The 15,460-nt window shown below is 71.5% G+C and carries 16 protein-coding genes and 1 riboswitch; of the genes, 8 read left to right on the plus strand and 8 right to left on the minus strand.

Annotated features, from left to right (window positions below):
* The first annotated feature begins 453 nt into the window (after positions 1-453).
* Positions 454-1,956 carry a phytoene desaturase family protein gene (locus ACFVYN_RS08120; RefSeq protein WP_389994177.1) on the plus strand — a complete coding sequence of 501 codons (1,503 nt, stop codon included), beginning with the start codon at positions 454-456 and terminating at the stop codon, positions 1,954-1,956.
* A 30-nt stretch (positions 1,957-1,986) separates the two neighbouring features.
* On the opposite strand, the gene ACFVYN_RS08125 is transcribed toward ACFVYN_RS08120, so the two are convergent.
* From ACFVYN_RS08125 to ACFVYN_RS08150, 6 genes are all read right to left on the minus strand, one after another.
* Positions 1,987-2,961: a hypothetical protein gene (locus tag ACFVYN_RS08125; protein WP_389994180.1), complete on the minus strand. Its 975-nt coding sequence runs from the start codon at positions 2,959-2,961 to the stop codon at positions 1,987-1,989.
* 56 nt (positions 2,962-3,017) lie between these two features.
* The gene (metF, locus tag ACFVYN_RS08130) at positions 3,018-3,941 is read right to left on the minus strand and encodes a methylenetetrahydrofolate reductase [NAD(P)H] (protein ID WP_389994183.1); all 924 of its coding nucleotides are present in this window, start codon (positions 3,939-3,941) and stop codon (positions 3,018-3,020) included.
* Between the two features lie 133 nt (positions 3,942-4,074).
* Positions 4,075-4,725, minus strand: coding sequence for a thiamine phosphate synthase (gene thiE, locus ACFVYN_RS08135; RefSeq protein WP_389994186.1), 651 nt, complete (start codon positions 4,723-4,725; stop codon positions 4,075-4,077).
* A gap of 94 nt (positions 4,726-4,819) precedes the next feature.
* On the minus strand, positions 4,820-5,191 hold the full coding sequence (locus ACFVYN_RS08140; protein WP_389994189.1) for an Rv2175c family DNA-binding protein: 372 nt from the start codon (positions 5,189-5,191) through the stop codon (positions 4,820-4,822).
* A gap of 448 nt (positions 5,192-5,639) precedes the next feature.
* A complete protein-coding gene (locus ACFVYN_RS08145) occupies positions 5,640-6,854 on the minus strand; it encodes an NAD(P)/FAD-dependent oxidoreductase (RefSeq protein WP_389994191.1) in 1,215 nt (404 codons plus the stop codon).
* Positions 6,855-6,886: 32 nt separating this feature from the next.
* Positions 6,887-7,237, minus strand: coding sequence for a hypothetical protein (locus ACFVYN_RS08150; RefSeq protein WP_389994194.1), 351 nt, complete (start codon positions 7,235-7,237; stop codon positions 6,887-6,889).
* Positions 7,238-7,289: 52 nt separating this feature from the next.
* A riboswitch (TPP riboswitch) is annotated at positions 7,290-7,401 on the plus strand.
* Between ACFVYN_RS08150 and thiO the strand changes: the two genes are divergently transcribed.
* The 6 genes from thiO (at position 7,399) to ACFVYN_RS08180 (ending at position 13,757) form a co-directional block, all read left to right on the plus strand.
* Entirely contained in the window at positions 7,399-8,556 is a 1,158-nt protein-coding gene (gene thiO, locus ACFVYN_RS08155; protein WP_389994197.1) for a glycine oxidase ThiO, read from the plus strand. It overlaps the preceding riboswitch by 3 nt.
* On the plus strand, positions 8,553-8,753 hold the full coding sequence (thiS, locus tag ACFVYN_RS08160) for a sulfur carrier protein ThiS (protein WP_389994199.1): 201 nt from the start codon (positions 8,553-8,555) through the stop codon (positions 8,751-8,753). The genes thiO and thiS overlap by 4 nt, the downstream gene beginning before the upstream one ends.
* Before the next feature lie 3 nt (positions 8,754-8,756).
* The gene (locus tag ACFVYN_RS08165) at positions 8,757-9,554 is read left to right on the plus strand and encodes a thiazole synthase (protein WP_389994202.1); all 798 of its coding nucleotides are present in this window, start codon (positions 8,757-8,759) and stop codon (positions 9,552-9,554) included.
* A gap of 267 nt (positions 9,555-9,821) precedes the next feature.
* Complete coding sequence (gene pknB, locus ACFVYN_RS08170) at positions 9,822-11,759, plus strand: Stk1 family PASTA domain-containing Ser/Thr kinase (protein WP_389994204.1); 1,938 nt, start codon at positions 9,822-9,824, stop codon at positions 11,757-11,759.
* Positions 11,760-12,130: 371 nt separating this feature from the next.
* Entirely contained in the window at positions 12,131-13,093 is a 963-nt protein-coding gene (locus ACFVYN_RS08175) for a deoxyribonuclease IV (RefSeq protein ID WP_389994207.1), read from the plus strand.
* A gap of 142 nt (positions 13,094-13,235) precedes the next feature.
* Positions 13,236-13,757, plus strand: a complete 522-nt coding sequence (locus ACFVYN_RS08180) for a DUF4396 domain-containing protein (protein ID WP_389994210.1) — start codon at positions 13,236-13,238, stop codon at positions 13,755-13,757.
* Between the two features lie 28 nt (positions 13,758-13,785).
* On the opposite strand, the gene ACFVYN_RS08185 is transcribed toward ACFVYN_RS08180, so the two are convergent.
* Positions 13,786-14,418 carry a sulfite oxidase-like oxidoreductase gene (locus ACFVYN_RS08185; protein WP_389994213.1) on the minus strand — a complete coding sequence of 211 codons (633 nt, stop codon included), beginning with the start codon at positions 14,416-14,418 and terminating at the stop codon, positions 13,786-13,788.
* 177 nt (positions 14,419-14,595) lie between these two features.
* Here ACFVYN_RS08185 and bfr point away from each other — a divergent pair, with 177 nt between their 5' ends.
* Positions 14,596-15,075 (plus strand): bacterioferritin, encoded by a 480-nt coding sequence (gene bfr, locus ACFVYN_RS08190; protein WP_007381448.1) that lies wholly within the window; start codon positions 14,596-14,598, stop codon positions 15,073-15,075.
* A gap of 26 nt (positions 15,076-15,101) precedes the next feature.
* Here bfr and ACFVYN_RS08195 read toward each other — a convergent pair whose 3' ends face one another.
* Complete coding sequence (locus ACFVYN_RS08195) at positions 15,102-15,344, minus strand: bacterioferritin-associated ferredoxin (RefSeq protein ID WP_389994215.1); 243 nt, start codon at positions 15,342-15,344, stop codon at positions 15,102-15,104.
* Between the last annotated feature and the right edge of the window lie 116 nt (positions 15,345-15,460).

The following is a 15,460-nucleotide window of genomic DNA, read 5'->3' on the forward strand; positions in this document are numbered from 1 at the left end:
CCACCGGACCGACGCCGTCGACGGCTGGAACGACTCCGGCTTACGCCTGCCGCACACCGCGAGTGCCGCCGCTGACCAGGGCACCCGCGCGGCATGCGGGACCGGCCACCGGACCCCGTCCCGGAAGCAGGCCGACCGACCGCCCACCACGCACTGGAGGCACCTCCCGGCGACAGCCCGTGGCCCGCGGCAGACGCCTCCTGGCCGACAGCCTTGCCCGCGGGAAAGGGTCCGCCGACAGGATGCGCCGCGCCCAGGCCTCCCCGACCCACCACCCGCAAAGCCATGCCTCCCGTTCCCCGACCGGGGCCGTCCACCCCTGCGCGGAGGCGGGCGAGGTCCTGTCGGCCCTGCCCGGAGGGGCGTGGTCCGCCGGAGATGGTTCGACAGCCGACTGTTCCGTAACCGCGGCCCGCCCGTGGAGTGTCAGTGGGGGCCGATAAAGTCGCAGGCATGGCACGGATTGCGGTGATGGGCGCCGGGATGGGCGCGATGGCGGCCGCCGCCCGGCTGGCCGTCGCGGGCCACCGGGTGGCGGTGTACGAGCGTACGGAGACGTACGGCGGGGCGGTGCGCCGTTTCGAGCGGGACAGGTTCGGGTTCGACACCGGGCCGGGACTGCTCACCCTTCCCGCTGTCTACCGCGACCTGTTCATCAAGACCGGCAAGGAGCCGCTGGAGTCGGTCGTCGAGCTGGTCCAGGTCGACCCGTCGTCACGGCACCTCTTCACGGACGGCACCGACGTGTCCCTGCCGAACGCCTCGCGCGCGGGAGTGGTCGCCGCCCTGGACAAGGCCCTCGGCGCGGGCGCCGGCGCACGCTGGGGCGACTTCCTCGTCCGGGCCCGCGAGGCCTGGGACCGCACCCGCAGGCCGCTCCTGGAGGAGCCCCTGTGGCCCAACTGGCAGGTGCTGCAGCGCGAGCCCTACCCCGCGGTGCCCCACAAGCGGTTGCTGCGCACCCGACGGGCCTGCACGCTGGCCGAGATCGGCGCCTGGGAGCTGCGGGACCCCCGCCTCGCGGCCCTGCTGTACGGCCACGCGCTCGCGTACGGCGCCGACCCCGGTACGGCCCCGGCGAGCTCGGCCGTCCTGCCGTACATGGAGCACGCCTTCGGGACCTGGTATGTCCGGGGCGGCATGAGGGAGTTGGCGCGGGCGGTGTACGAGCGGTGCGTCGAGCGCAAGGTCGAGTTCCACTTCGGCACCGAGGTGACGGGCGTCCTGGAGAAGGACGGTCGCGCGGTCGGGGTGGAGTTCGCCGACGGGACGGTCGAGGAGGCCGACACCGTCGTCGGCACCGGACCCTGGCGGCTGCGCGGGCTCGTACCGGGTCGTGAGCTCCACGGCGGCAAGGCCGTCCTTCCCGGCGCCGAGGACCTGCACCCGGGCCGGTTCGTGGTGTGCCTCGCCCTGCGCGGAGCGCGGGAGCCGGAGGCCGTGCACCGCACGGTGGTCTACGGCCCTGATCCGGAAGGCGAGTTGGACCTCTTCGCGCACGGGGAGATCCCCGATCCCACGGTCCGGATCGACCGGCCGGGCGACCCCGCGCTGCGCCCCGACGCGGACCACGAGTCCGTCGTGCTTACGGTGACCGTGCCCAGCGCCCGGGGGTACGACTGGGCCACGCCGGGGGTCGTCGAGTCCTTCGCGGACCGGATGGTCGCCGCCGCCGAGCGGGCGATTCCGGGCCTGCGCGAGCGGGTCCTGTGGCGCGAGGTGCGGACGCCGGTGCACACCGAGCGGGAGACGGGGGCCGAGGGCGGCGCCGTCCCCCCGCCCTCGCTGGCGGGCGGCGAAGGCACCCTGCATCCGTCCAACAGCACGGCGATACCTGGCCTGTTCACGGTCGGCGGCTGGTCGCACCCCGGCGGCGGTCTCGCCCACGCCGGGATGTCGGGCGCGCTGGTGGCCGGACTGATCGTGGAGGGGCCGGAGTTCCGCGGCTCTCAGTGACGCAGCCGCCCCGCGTCGGAGGAAGCAGCGTCAGAAGCGGTACTGCTCGTCGTACCCCTGGCCCTGGTTCTGCTGCTCCTGGCCGTTGTTGTCCTGGTAGTACTGCTGCTCCTGCGGGACTTCGCCGCCGTAGGACTCGTCGGTGCGCTGCTGCGGCACCCACACCCCGCCGGCCGGGGTCTCGCCGCCGTACGTCCCGCCGTACTGGTCGTAGCCCGGCTGGACGAACTGCTGCTGGCCGCCGTAGGAGGTGTCGTACGAGCCCGCGCCATAGGTCTGGGTGCCGATGTACGGGTCGGAGTAGGCGGCGTACTGCTGCTGCCCGGCCTGGTCGTAGCCGTACTGCTGCTGGTCGTAGCCCGTGTAGCCGTCGTAGCCGTAGGTCTGGTCGGCGGCGGCTGTCGCGTACTGGTCCTGGGGCTGGGCCGTGGACGCGTAGGACTGGTCGCCGGCGTAGGCGGAGTCGTTGTACACGCCGTAGGAGCCGGTGTCGTCGGGCAGCGGTTGCGGCTCGTAGACCGAGGTGGTCTCGGCGGCCGTGGCGGCGGAGCGTGCGGGCGTGAAGACGTCGTCGCGGTCGTACTCGTCTTGGCCGTAACCGGCGGTGTCGTCCGGTCGGCCCTGGTCGTACCCGGTCTCGTCGAGATAGGCCGCGTCACCCGTCGCCAGGTCGGAGCTCTCCTGATCCGGCTCCTCGCGGCCGCGCTCCCCGCGGCTCTTCTTGCCGCCGGTCAGACTGCCCAGCGCGGCCGGGGGGTTGACCGCCCAGCCCTGCTCGAAGCCGCGACGGAACGACAGGGTGACGTAGGTCTGGCCGACCGCGAAGGCGATCGCGCCCAGGCCGATGACGATCACCGACGGGATCAGCACGCCGACGACCACGCCGAGGAAGCCGACGAAGGCGAGCAGCCGCCAGCGCAGTCGCGCCTTGTACTGCAGCAGCACCTCGCCGAGCAGCCACAGCGCGACGAATCCGAACGCGATGTAGAGGACCGTCCAGCCCATGTACGCCCCTCTCCCAGTGACCGCTACGCAGTGTGTCGTATGTCCGTGCGGCCGGTCTAGGCCTGCGGTGGATGGTGCAGACCCAGGTTTTCGTAGATTTCCAGCGAGGCCGTGGAGTTGTTGAGCGTGATGAAGTGCAGTCCGGGCACTCCCTCGGACAGCAGCCGTGCGCCGAACTCCGTGGCGAACTCGATTCCGATCGAGCGTACAGCGGTCGGATCGTCCTTTGCTGTGAGGATCCGCTCTTTCAGGGCGGAGGGGATGATCGCGTTGGTGAGCTGCGGCAGCCGCTCCAGCATCCGCACACTGGTCACCGGCATGATCTCAGGGATGACGGGGGTCTGGCAGCCTGCCGCGTGGACTCGGTCACGCAGCCGCAGATAGGACTCCGGCTGGAAGAACATCTGGGTGATGGCGTAGTCGGCGCCGGCGCGGCACTTGTCGACGAAGCGCGTGACGTCGGAGTCCCAGTCGGCGGAGCGCGGGTGCATCTCCGGGAAGGCCGCGACGCCGACGCAGAAGTCGCCCGACTCCTTGATGAGCCGGACGAGTTCGGCGGCGTAGGTCAGGCCCTGTGGGTGTGCCACCCAGTCGGCCATGGGGTCGCCGGGCGGGTCGCCGCGCACGGCCAGGATGTTGCGGATCCCGGCGTCGGCGTACTGGCCGATGATGTTGCGCAGTTCGGCGATGGAGTGGTTGACCGCGGTGAGGTGGGCGACCGGGGTCAGCGTGGTGTCCGCGACGATCTGCTGGGTCTCCTTGACGGTGCCCGCGCGGGTGGAGCCGCCGGCGCCGTAGGTGACGGAGACGAAGTCCGGGGCGATCGCCTCGACCCTCCTGAGCGCGCTCCACAGGTTCCGCTCACCCTTGGGAGTCTTGGGCGCCGTGAACTCGAAGGAGTACGTCGTCTTGCCCGCGGCGAGCATGTCGCGCACGGTGCGCGCGCGGTCAGTCCTGGTGGATGCGGTTCCTAGGGCCATACCGGCAGGTTAGCCAGGAGGCAGCGGCCGTCCCACCAGATCAGGGAAATTTGCCCGTTTTGTCGACTTGTTGTCCATCCCTCGGACACCGGGCCGATCATGCGACCGGCCCGCACCGGTCGGCGTCGGCCCGTCACGGCGTGTCACGCAACCGCTTCGCGAACTCCGCGGCGGCCGCGCCCGGATCGTCCGCCTCGGTGATCGCCCGGACGACCACGACCCGGCGGGCGCCGGCCTCCAGGACCTCGTCGAGGTTGCCGAGGTCGATGCCGCCGATGGCGAACCAGGGGCGGTCGGTGCCGAGGGCGGCGGTGTACCGGACCAGGTCGAGGCCGGGGGCGTGTCGGCCGGGCTTGGTGGGGGTCGGCCAGCAGGGGCCGGTGCAGAAGTAGTCCACGCCGTCCTGCACGGCGGCCGCGGCGGCCTCCGCCTCGGCGTGGGTGGATCGGCCTATGAGGATGTCGTCGCCGAGGATCGCGCGGGCGGCGGGGACGGGCAGGTCGCCCTGGCCCAGATGCAGTACGTCGGCACCGGCCGCGTGAGCGACGTCGGCCCGGTCGTTGACCGCGAGAAGCCTGCCGTGCCGCGCGCAGGCGTCGGCAAACACCTGGAGATACTCCAGTTCCTCGGCCGCCTCCATGCCCTTGTCCCGGAGCTGCACGATGTCGACACCGCCGGCCAGGACCACGTCCAGGAACTCGGCGAGGTCGCCCTGACGACGGCGGGCGTCCGTGCACAGGTAGACGCGGGCGTCGGCGAGCTGGGTGCCGGCGGTGTCGGGCATGCGTGTGTCTCCCCCGGGTTCGGTGGCGTACGGGCCGTGCGGGACCGCGGCCGTGGCCTCGGTGGTCACGGCCCGTACGCCGGTGTGGTTCGGATCAGACGGCGAGCGCCTGGGCCCGGCGCTTCACCTCCGTGCCGCGATTCTCGCTCAGGGCCTGCGCGGGCGTGCCGGGCAGGCTGTCGTCGGGCGTGAAGAGCCACTCCAGCATCTCTTCGTCGGAGAAGCCGTCGTCCCTCAGGAGCGTCAGGGTCCCGGTCAGGCCCTTGACGACCTTCTGCTCGGCCACGTCGATGAAGGCGGCGGGCACGTGCAGCGCACGGTTCTCACCACGGCGTACGGCGATGAGCTGGCCCTCCTTGACCAGCTGTCGCACACGCGTCACCTCGACATCGAGCATCTCTGCGATGTCGGGGAGGGTGAGCCAGGCGGGGACGAGAGCATCGATCTTTGCGTCAATCTCGGTCACGGGATCAAGCGTGCCATCCCGCACTGACAGTCGGAAGCCGGGGCACCTCCGACGGGGCTACGGGAGCGTTGATCGCCGGGTGCGGCGGGGTTGCGGGGCGCCTTGCTCACGGGGCCGAAACTGTGGCCGACAGCAGGTCAGCGGCGTCGAGCAGCGCCCGGCTGAGCCGCCGGACTACGCCGCGGGGCGACGCGCCACGGTGATCGCCGGGTGCGTCCGGTTGCGCGGCGCCCTGCCCAGAGAGCTCGAAGCGAGGCCGGCAGCAGGTCAGACGCGTCAAGCACCACCCGACCGCACCGCCGAGCGACTCGCCGAGCGTCTCGCCGCGATGGAATCGCCTTGGCCGGGCAGGACCCGGCTGTCCGTCTCCGCCGTGGTCGCCGGCGGCGGCGTACGGGACGGCCTGGCGCCATCGCCGACCACCGTGGCCTCCGGAACCGCCGGGCCCTTACGCCGTCGCTGCCTTCAGGGGCCTCGCCGGGTCTGTCAGGAGTTCCGGGTTCATCTCCGTGCCCGCCTCGATCAGGCGGCGGCCCTGGGCCAGGTCGCGGGGGCGGCCCACCGCCAGGAGGGCCACCAGGCGGTTCTCGCGCAGCCAGCACACCGTCCAGGCGGGGCCGGACGGCTCGCCGCGCCACAGGGTCGTGTCGGCGGACGCGTGGTGGCCGGCGTACTGGACGAAGCGGCCGAACTGCTCGGACCAGAAGTACGGGACCGGGTCGTAGACGGTGGGGGTCTCGCCCAGGATGTCGGCGGCCACCGTGCGGGGGCCCTGGAGGGCGTTGTCCCAGTGGTGGACCAGGAGCCGCTCGCCGTACCTCGCCGAGGGGAAGGAGGCGCAGTCGCCGACCGCGTAGACGGCCGGCGCGGAGGTGCGCAGCCGGTCGTCGGCGAGGACCTCGCGGTGCGCGCCGAGCTCGATGCCGGAACCGGCGAGCCAGGCCGTGGCGGGCCGGGCTCCGACACCGACCACGACCGCGCCTGCGGCCACCCGCGAACCGTCGTCCAGGACGACCGCGCCCGGCTCGACGCGCTCCACGCGCGCGTTCGTCCGCAGAACGGCCCCCGCGTCGGCGTACCAGGAAGTCATCGGCGCGGCCACCTCGACGGGCAGCGCGCCCGCGAGGGGCCGGTCGGCGGCTTCCACGACCGTCACCGCGCAGCCCGACTCGAGCGCGGCGGTGGCGAACTCGGCGCCGATCCAGCCCGCGCCGACGACCACGATGTCGTGCTGCCGGGCGAGCACGGGGCGCAGCCGCTCGGCGTCGTCCAGGGTGCGCAGCAGATGCACGCCGGGCACGCCCTCCGTGCCGGGCAGCCGGATCGGTTCGGCACCGGTGGCGATGACCAGGACGTCGTACGGGAAGGGCCCGGCCTCGGTGTCCAGCTCGTGCGCGTCGGGGCGCACGCCCAGCGCCTCGCGGCCGAGCAGCAGTTCGATGTCGAGTGCCTCGAAGTCCACGTCGAAGGCGGAGCCCTCGGCCTTGCCCAGCAGCACGGCCTTGGAGAGCGGCGGACGGTCGTACGGCTGATGGGGCTCCGCGCCGATCAGCGTGACGGTTCCGGTGAAGCCCTGTTCACGCAGGGCGACCGCGGTCTGCACCCCGGCCATGCCCGCGCCGACCACGACCACCCGCCGCTGCGCCTGCGTCTGCTCGCTCATTTGATCACCATAGTCACCTGACAATCAGTCAGTCAGGAGTCGTGCTCCGTGACCTGCTCCACAACGCTCGTCCCGCTGCCCTGCTGCGACTCCCACTCCCACGTCTCCTCCAGCCGCACCCGGCCGTCGGCGAGCTCCACGACCGTCGAGACACAGTGCCCGCAGGACGTCGTTCCGTCAGGCTTGAGCTGGACGTACCGGAAGTCGAGACGGTCCCCCGCGCGCGTGCCGACGAGATGTCCGCGGACGACGTCGCCGCCCGCGTACTCGGCCCAGATCTCCCCGTCCTTCTCGTGGTACGTAAACCGGGTCCGCGTCCCCACCTGACCCGGTGCCTGATCGGCCACCGGGGCGAGGACGAGACCGTCGAGCGAGCGGGGCATGACGGAAGGCTCCCTTACAGAGGCGCACGGGCACGGGCTAGGGTGGCCAACGTAGAGCACTCGCGGGAGCCCGGACGCACCGGGCTGAGAGGGAGGCTGGCGGCCTCCGACCGTACGAACCTGATCCGGGTCATGCCGGCGAAGGGAGGGGCTGGACGCCCATGTCCTCACATACGTCAGACGTCCTCGTCGTCGGGGGCGGCATCATCGGCCTGGTGACGGCCTGGCGGGCAGCGCAGCGCGGTCTCAGTACGGCCGTCGTGGACCCCGAACCGGGCGGCGGGGCCGCCCAGGTGGCCGCCGGGATGCTGGCCGCGGTCACCGAACTGCACTACGGCGAGCAGACTCTGCTGGGTCTGAACCTCGCCTCCGCCCACCGCTATCCCGCCTTCGCGGCCGAGCTCACCGAACTGACCGGACAGGATCTCGGTTACCGCCGGTGCGGCACGCTCGCCGTCGCCCTGGACGCCGACGACCGCGCCCACCTGCGCGAACTGCACGCGCTCCAGCGGCAGTCGGGGCTGGAGTCGGAGTGGCTGTCCGGCCGGGAGTGCCGGCGGCTGGAGCCGATGCTCGCGCCGGGGGTGCGGGGTGGGCTGCGGGTGGACGGCGACCACCAGATCGATCCGCGCCGTCTCACGCGCGCGTTGCTGGCCGCGTGCGAGCACGCGGGCGTGGGCTTCCACCGCACCTGGGCCCGGCGTCTCCGGGTCGAGGGGGACCGCGCCGCCGGGGTCACCACCACGGACGGCGAGGAACTGGCGGCGGATCAGGTGGTGCTCGCCGCCGGAAGCCTCAGCGGCCGTCTGGAAGGGGTCCCACCGGCCCTCCTGCCTCCCGTGCGGCCTGTGAAGGGGCAGGTGCTGCGTCTGACCGTGCCGCCCCGCTACGCGCCCTTTCTGAGCCGTACCGTGCGGGCCGTCGTGCGCGGCAGCCAGGTCTATCTGGTGCCGCGCGAGAGCGGCGAGCTGGTGATCGGCGCGACCAGCGAGGAGCTGGGCTGGGACACGACGGTGACCGCGGGCGGGGTGTACGAGCTGCTGCGGGACGCGCACGAACTGGTCCCCGGCATCACCGAGCTGCCGCTGACGGAGACCCGCGCGGGACTGCGCCCGGGCTCGCCGGACAACGCCCCGCTGCTCGGCCCGACGGAACTTCCCGGCCTCCTCCTCGCCACCGGGCACTACCGCAACGGCGTGCTGCTGACACCGGTCACCGGGGACGCGATGGCGCACGCGCTGACGACCGGTGAACTGCCGGAGGTGGCCCTCCCGTTCACCCCGAGGCGTTTCCTTCAGTCCGTGGAGCAGCCGGCATGAACATCTCCGTCAACGGGGAGCCGCGGGAGTTCGCTCCCGGCACGGCTCTCGACACCGTCGTGCGGGCGCTGACGCCGGCGCCCTCCGGGGTGGCCGCCGCGCTCAACGAGACCGTCGTCCCGCGCGCCCAGTGGCCCTCGACGCCCCTCGCCGAGGGAGACCGCGTGGAAGTCCTCACCGCCGTCCAAGGAGGCTGACCCATGGCCGACGATCCCTTCGTCATCGGCGGTACGTCCTTCTCGTCCCGGCTGATCATGGGCACCGGCGGGGCGCCCAGCCTGGAGGTGCTGGAGCGGGCACTGGTCGCCTCCGGCACGGAGCTGACGACGGTCGCGATGCGGCGCGTGAACCCCTCCGTGCACGGCTCGGTGCTGTCCGTACTGGAGAAGCTCGGCATCCGGGTGCTCCCGAACACGGCGGGCTGCTTCACCGCCGGGGAGGCCGTCCTGACGGCCCGCCTCGCGCGTGAGGCGCTCGGCACCGACCTGGTCAAGCTGGAGGTGATCGCCGACGAGCGCACCCTGCTGCCGGACCCCATCGAGCTGCTGGACGCCGCGGAGACGCTGGTCGACGACGGCTTCACGGTACTGCCGTACACGAACGACGACCCCGTGCTGGCCCGCAAGCTGGAGGACGTGGGCTGCGCGGCGATCATGCCGCTGGGTTCACCGATCGGCTCCGGCCTCGGCATCCGCAACCCGCACAACTTCCAGCTGATCGTCGAGCACGCGCGCGTGCCGGTAATCCTGGACGCGGGGGCGGGCACGGCGTCGGACGCGGCCCTGGCGATGGAACTGGGGTGCGCGGGTGTGATGCTCGCCTCGGCGGTGACGCGGGCACAGGAGCCGGAGCTGATGGCGCATGCGATGCGGCATGCGGTGGAGGCGGGGCGGCTGGCACGGCTGGCGGGGCGGATTCCCCGGCGGCACTTCGCCGAGGCGTCGTCTCCGGCGGAGGGCTTGGCGGCGTTGGATCCGGAGCGGCCGGCTTTTCAGTGAGCCGCGCCGTGAGCCGCCCCTGAGCCGTCTTGTGAGCCTCCTTGTGAGTCGCGCCCCAGGATGTGCCTCGCCGGGCCGTCTTGCGGGTGCGGCGATGTCGTGGCCGGTCGCGCAGTTCCCCGCGCCCCGCAGGGTGCGCGCCCGGTGCGCCTGCCTCAAGAGGCGCCCATCCACCCACGTGCGATCCTCGTCACAGCTCGGCTGCAGTCGCGCCCCGATCCGGCCGAACCGGAGGGTCTGTCAGCGACGGCTCGTACACTCGCCTGCGTGGATACGACCCTTCAGGACCCGCTGGTCGGGCAGGTGCTCGACGGCCGCTACCGCGTGGACGCGCGGATCGCGGTCGGCGGGATGGCCACGGTCTACCGGGCCCTGGACACCCGCCTGGACCGCGTGCTCGCACTCAAGGTGATGCACCCCGCGCTCGCGGCGGACGGGACCTTCGTCGAGCGGTTCATCCGGGAGGCCAAGTCCGTCGCCCGACTGGCTCACCCCAACGTGGTGCAGGTCTTCGACCAGGGCACCGACGGGTCGTACGTCTATCTCGCCATGGAGTACATCGCCGGCTGCACCCTGCGTGACGTGCTGCGCGAGCGCGGGGCCCTGCAGCCGCGCGCCGCCCTGGACATCCTGGAGCCGGTGCTCGCCGCGCTCGGCGCCGCGCACCGCGCCGGTTTCGTGCACCGGGACATGAAGCCGGAGAACGTCCTGATAGGGGACGACGGCCGGGTCAAGGTCGCCGACTTCGGTCTCGTGCGGTCCGTCGACACCGTGACCCGCAGCACCGGAGCCGTGCTCGGCACCGTGTCCTATCTCTCACCCGAGCAGATCGAGCAGCCGGGCGCCGCGGACCCCCGCGTCGACGTGTACGCGTGCGGTGTCGTCCTGTACGAGATGCTGACCGGCACCCAGCCGCACGACGGCGACTCCCCCGCCATAGTCCTCTACAAGCACCTCCACGAGGACGTCCCGCCCCCCTCGGCCGTGGTCCCGGGGCTGCCGTACGAACTCGACGAACTGGTCGCTTCGGCCACCGCCCGTACCCCGGACCTGCGTCCGTACGACGCCGTGGCGATGCTCGCGCAGACCCGCGAGGCGCGCGGGAGGCTGAGCACCGACCAGCTGGACGCGATGCCGCCGCAGGCGCTTTCGGCGGAGTACGCCGGCGCCGAGAACAGCACGAGCGTGATCCCGCGCACCCTGACCGTGCCGCGTCTGCTGCCGGTCAACGAGGACGAGCCGGAGCCGGTGTACCACCGCACCGCCCTCCTGGAGAGTCCCCCGCCCCCGCCGTCCCGGCGCGGCCGCTCCTCCGGCGGTTCCCGGCGCGGCCCGCTCCTGGTCGTCGCCGCGGTCCTGCTCGCCCTCGGACTCGGGGCGGGCGTCTGGTACATCAACTCCGGCCAGTTCACCCAGGTCCCGGCCCTCCTGGCGAAGACCGAGGCGCAGGCCCGGGACCGGCTGGACGAGGCCGGCCTGGAGACCGGCAAGGTCACCTACGCCTACAGCGACACCGTCAAGCGCGGCACCGTCATCAGGACGGATCCGGAGGTCGGCACCCGGATACGGAACCACGACTCCGTGTCGATCACCCTCTCCAAGGGCCCGCAGACGGTGAAGGTGCCCGACGTGGACGGCTACGAACTCGGCAGGGCGAGAACCCGGCTGAAGGCGGAAGGACTCCAACCGGGCATGGTGACCCGGGAGTTCAGCGACGACGTCCCCAAGGGGTCCGTGATCGGCACCGACCCCGAGGGCGGCACCACGCTGCGCGCCGGCTCGGCGATCGCGCTCACCGTCAGCAAGGGCGCCCCGGTCGACGTCCCGGACGTCACCGGCGAGGACCTGGCCGACGCGAAGGCCGACCTGGCGGAGGCCGGCCTGAAGGTCAAGGTCGCCGCCACGCGGGTCAACTCCGAGGACGACGCGGGCCAGGTCGCCCGGCAGACCCCCGACGCCGGCGGCCAGGCGGCCGAGGACGACACCGTCACGCTGACGATCTCCAAGGGCCCGGAGATGGTGGAGGTGCCGGATGTCACGGGCGACAGCGTGGACGACGCCAAGTCCGAGCTGGAGGCCGCGGGCTTCCAGGTCGACGAGGACCGCGGCCTGCTCGGCCTGTTCGGCGACACGGTGAAGAAGCAGTCCGTGGACGGCGGGGACACGGCTCCCAAGGGTTCGACCATCACGATCACCATCCGCTGACGGCCGCTCCGCGCGGGTGCCGGTCCTTGGCCGCACACGGCTGTGGGTGCCACTTCACGCCCGCACACGTCTGCGGATGCGGCTGCCCGCGCCACACCCACCCAGGGGCGCGGGGAACTGCGCGCCCAGCCCCCACCGGCCCGCAGCCGCCGACGGCAAAAAGCTGCACCCGACCCACGACCGCCCGACGCCAAGAGGCGGCACCCCCGCCCAGAGGCGCGGGGAACTGCGCACCTGTCCCCCACCGACCCGCAGCCGCCCCCCGGCAAGAAACCGAACCCCGACCCGTGACCGCCTGAGGCAAGAGCCGGCACCCCCGCCCCAGCCCACCCCACCCGCCCGAGCGCCGCAGGCAATGGCACCCTTGACCGGTGACAATTCAGCGCAACCCCGTCGGCGGCCACGTGCCCGTGGCCGGGGGCCTGCACTCGGTGGGCCTGTCGTACGCCCAGGACCTCGACGCCGAGACCGTGCAGGTCTTCGTCGCCAACCCGCGCGGCTGGGCCACCCCCGTCGGCAACCCGCGCCAGGACGAGGCGTTCCGTGAGGTCTGCACGGAGAGGGCGATACCGGCGTACGTCCACGCCCCGTACCTGATCAACTTCGGCTCGCACACCGAGGCGACCGTGGAGAGGTCGGTCGACTCGCTGCGGCACTCCCTGCGGCGCGGACGGGAGATCGGCGCGCGAGGAGTCGTCGTGCACACCGGCAGCGCGACCGGCGGCCGCGACCGTTCCGTGGCGCTGAAGCAGGTGCGCGAGCATCTGCTGCCGCTCCTCGACGAGCTCACCCACGACGACGACCCGTATCTGCTCCTGGAGTCGACGGCCGGCCAGGGCTCCTCGCTCTGCTCACGCACCTGGGACTTCGGTCCGTACTTCGAGGCCCTGGACGCCCATCCGAAACTCGGCGTCTGCCTGGACACCTGCCACATCTTCGCCGCCGGCCACGACCTGACCGGCCCGTTCGGCATGCACCAGACGCTCGACCTCCTGGTGGAGACCGTCGGCGAGGGCCGACTGAAGCTGATCCACGCCAACGACTCCAAGGACGTGGTCGGCGCCCACAAGGACCGCCACGAGAACATCGGCTCCGGCCATATCGGCGAGGACCCGTTCCGCGCCCTGATGACCCACCCCGCCACCGAGGGCGTCCCCCTGATCATCGAGACACCCGGCGGCAAGGAGGGCCACGCGGCGGACGTGGAGCGCCTGAAGAAACTCCGGGTCAGCTCACGACGGCTGACAGGAACGCCGGCAACAGCCCTGCCCCGAGCAGCACCATCGACCGGCGCAGCCAGCGGTACGTCCGTGATCCGAAAGGCGTCGGCGTAGTACGTCGGACCTGGAACCGAGTCCGGGCACGGATGTGCTGTCAGTCAGCGGAACGACGTCCGAACCTTCTCAGGAATACCCCCGGGGGGTATACAGTTGACCTTCTGGGAAAGGATCCGTCACCTGACACCGGGAGTCAGCCGTGGACCACGAGCACACCGCACACGCCCACACCACGCACAGCCACACCGGGCACACCGGGCACACCGGCGCCGTACAGCCGGGCGCAACCTGGTCCGTCGCCGTCCAGGCCACCCTCCACTGCCTCACCGGCTGCGCCATCGGCGAGGTGCTCGGCATGGTCGTCGGTACCGCACTGGGCTGGGGCAACCTGGCGACCACCGTGCTGGCGATCGTCCTGGCCTTCTTCTTCGGCTACTCGCTCACCCTGCGCGGCGCCGTGAAGGCGGGTCTGGACTTCCGGGCCGCGCTCCGGGTGGCACTGGCCGCCGACACCCTGTCCATCGCCGTGATGGAGCTGATCGACAACGGCGTGATCGTCCTGTGGCCGGACGCCATGGACGCGAAGCTCGCCGATCTGCTGTTCTGGGTGTCGCTGGCGATCTCGCTGGCCCTCGCGTTCGTCGTCACCGTTCCGGTCAACAAGTGGATGATCGGCCGCGGCAAGGGGCATGCCGTGGCCCACCAGCACCACGGCCACTGAGCCTCAGAGCATCACGGGCCGCAGAGCATCACAGCTCGGGGCCGTCCCCCGGCTCCTCCTGGTACGAGTAGCGCTGTTCCTTCCAGGGGTCGCCGACGTTGTGATAGCCGCGCTCCTCCCAGAAGCCGCGCCGGTCGGCGGTCATGTACTCCACGCCACGGACCCATTTGGGCCCCTTCCAGGCGTACAGATGGGGGACGACCAGGCGGAGCGGGAACCCGTGTTCCGCGGTCAGCAGCTCCCCGTCCTTGTGGGTGGCGAAGATCGCGCGGTCGGACGCGAAGTCGGCGAGCCGCAGGTTGGAGCTGAAGCCGTACTCGGCCCAGACCATCACATGGGTGACCGTCGGCGCGGGCGGGGCGATCTCCAGGATGGCGCGGGCGGGAATGCCGCCCCACTCGGCGCCGAGCATGCTGAACTTCGTCACACAGTGCAGATCGCCCACGACGGTGGTGTACGGCAGAGCCGTGAACTCCTCGTGGTTCCAGCAGTGCTTCTCGTCGTCCGCGGTGGCGCCGAAGACCCGGAACTCCCAGCGCTCGGGCCGGAACTTCGGGACCGGGCCGTAGTGCGTGACAGGCCAGCCGCGCTGCAGTCGCTGCCCCGGCGGAAGCTCGGATTGCGCCGCTTCTCCACTCTCCCGCTCCACCGGCTGACCCATGCCTTCCATCCTGACAGACCCGAGGCGATGCGCCCGACCAACCCCCACTCAACACATCCCAAATCGGACTAAGCATGCCCTTACTTACTAAGTGAAGACTTACTGGACGATCTTCTTCGCCGGTGCAAGGATGCGGCGCAGCCTGCCTGTTCCCCACGGTTGGAAGGAGCCTCTGCGATGCAGGGCGACCCCGAGGTCATCGAATTCCTCAACGAGCAGCTCACGGGCGAGCTCACCGCGATCAACCAGTACTTCCTGCACGCGAAGATGCAGGAGAACTTCGGCTGGACGAAGCTCGCGAAGTACACGCGGCACGAGTCGTTCGACGAGATGAAGCACGCCGAGGTCCTCACCGACCGCATCCTCTTCCTGGAGGGGCTGCCGAACTACCAGCGGCTGTTCCATGTGCGGGTGGGCCAGACGGTCAAGGAGATGTTCGAGGCCGACCGGCAGGTCGAGGTCGAGGCGATCGACCGGCTCAAGCGCGGTATCGAGGTGATGCGCGCCAAGGGGGACATCACTTCGGCGAACATCTTCGAGTCGATCCTCGCGGACGAGGAGCACCACATCGACTACCTGGACACGCAGCTGGAACTTCTGGAGAAGCTCGGCGAGGCGCTGTACATCGCCCAGCTGATCGAGCAGCCGGAGAGCTAGGCCGGGCCAGTCCGGGCCGGTCCGAGCTAGGCCGCCTCTTCGAGTTCCTCGAGTCCGGTCAGGACCTGCTTGCCCGGGGCGGTCGGCTCACGACGGGGGTAGGCACCCCGGCCGAGGATCGCCTGGATCCGACGTACACAGGATCCGCAATCGGTGCCGGCCTTGCAGGCCGAGGCAATCTGGCGGGGTGTACAGGCGCCGTTGTCCGCGTGCTGCTGGACCTGCGCTTCGGTCACACCGAAGCAGTTGCAGACGTACACGCGGTTCACCTCCCGCCGAGATCGATAAGGCTAACCTAACCTTACCCGGCGCTCAGGAACCGCAAAAGTGGAGTGGGGGGGGGGGGGGGTGTGGATGGGGGGCCCCAGGATTGGAGAGGGACAAG

Origin of the sequence: Streptomyces sp. NPDC058307 (genome assembly GCF_042880295.1) — a bacterium.
Classification (GTDB): domain Bacteria; phylum Actinomycetota; class Actinomycetes; order Streptomycetales; family Streptomycetaceae; genus Streptomyces.